General features: G+C 74.0%; 1 protein-coding gene. It reads right to left on the bottom strand.

Features of this window, described 5'->3' with window-relative positions; translation table 11 throughout:
* A partial coding sequence (locus GT354_RS20655; RefSeq protein WP_161357826.1) for a hypothetical protein occupies positions 1–1,077 on the bottom strand: 1,077 nt, incomplete at its 3' end.
* Positions 1,078–1,365 lie beyond the last annotated feature (288 nt).

Below are 1,365 nucleotides of genomic sequence, written 5' to 3'. Positions count from 1 at the left end.
GCCCACGCGCCCGGTGATCCGCAGCGCGACCCCGACCCCACGTCCGGCGATCCGCAGCGCGACCCCGACCGCGTTCCCGGCCGCGACCACGCCGTGCCACGCCACGCGCAGCGGAACCAGGACGAGGATCCGCAGCGCAAAACGCCCGCCGCGGCCCACGACCACCAGGCCGCGCCACGTCCATCGCCCGACCACAAGCACGCCCCGGCCCAGCCACAGCACCGCGCGCAGCGCGCCGAGCGCCAACCACCGCACAGGCACCACGAGGACGCGATACAGCACGAACCCCATACCGTGGCCGGCGCCGCGTATTCCGCGCCACATCCAGGGGAACAACGCGCGGAGGCCGTGCCACGGCACCACGACCAGCGCGTGTCCGAGCATCCGAAGCACGGCGCGCGTTCCCCGAGCGAGCAGGACCAGGACCGCGAGCGAACGCGCTCCGAGCGGGCGCAGCACCGCACGCAGCAGCCAACGCAGCGGCAGCACGATCAGCAGGCGCACCGGGAGCAAGACGAGATTGCGCACGAGCAGGCCCAGTCCCGCGACGGCTCGAATTCCCATCCGACGCAGCCCCCGTGCCGTCGCCCGTCCGGCTGCGCGTAGTCCCCGCCCGGTGGCGCGCACCCCGCGCCCGATCGCCCACCCGACCACCCGAAGCCCGCGCACGCTCGCCCGAGCGGCCACGCGCAGTCCTCGCCCGAGCGGGAGCACGAACCAATTCCACAACAGCGTCCGCACCCCGCGCCCGACCGCCGCGACGCCCCGCCCGGACGGCCGCAGGAACCGGTCCCACAACACCACCCGTGCTGTGCGCGCGGCCGGGACCAGCATCCGATCCCAGAGCACCGCGCGCACGCCCCGCCCGACGACGCGGAGCAACTCCCAAGCCAGCCGCGCCGGTAGCAGGACGGCCACCGCGACGATCCGTACCGGCCAGCTGATCAGCACGTACAACAGGCCGGTCGATTCCGGCGTCGGTCCCGAAACCGGTGCCGGCTCGGCGGCTTGACGTTTCGTCAGGTCCACCGCCCGGGTACGGTCGGTCGGTTCGGCTATGTCCGGGTGGTTCGTCATGCCGCTGTCCCCCGAGTTCGCACGGACCTCCCCCGGGCCGTGTCCTGTGGGCATTAGGACACCGGCCGCGACGAGAAGTCACGCCGGTGGGCCCGGCGATCGTGGTTCGAGGGATTGCCCTCGCTACGTGCATCGGCGGTACGGCCGGGGGTGATCGCGCCGGTGCGCGTCCGGGAGCTAGCGCGGCGCCCGACGGCTCGTGTCGGTGTCCGTGCGAACGGTCCGGGGACCGGTGTCCGCAGGAACGGTCCGGGGACCGGTGTCCGGCGAACCGCCGTCCCGCCGTGC

The sequence above is a fragment of the Streptomyces sp. SID3343 genome (assembly GCF_009865215.1).
In the GTDB taxonomy this organism is placed as follows: domain Bacteria; phylum Actinomycetota; class Actinomycetes; order Streptomycetales; family Streptomycetaceae; genus Embleya.
This window is presented reverse-complemented; position numbering and strand designations above follow the sequence as displayed.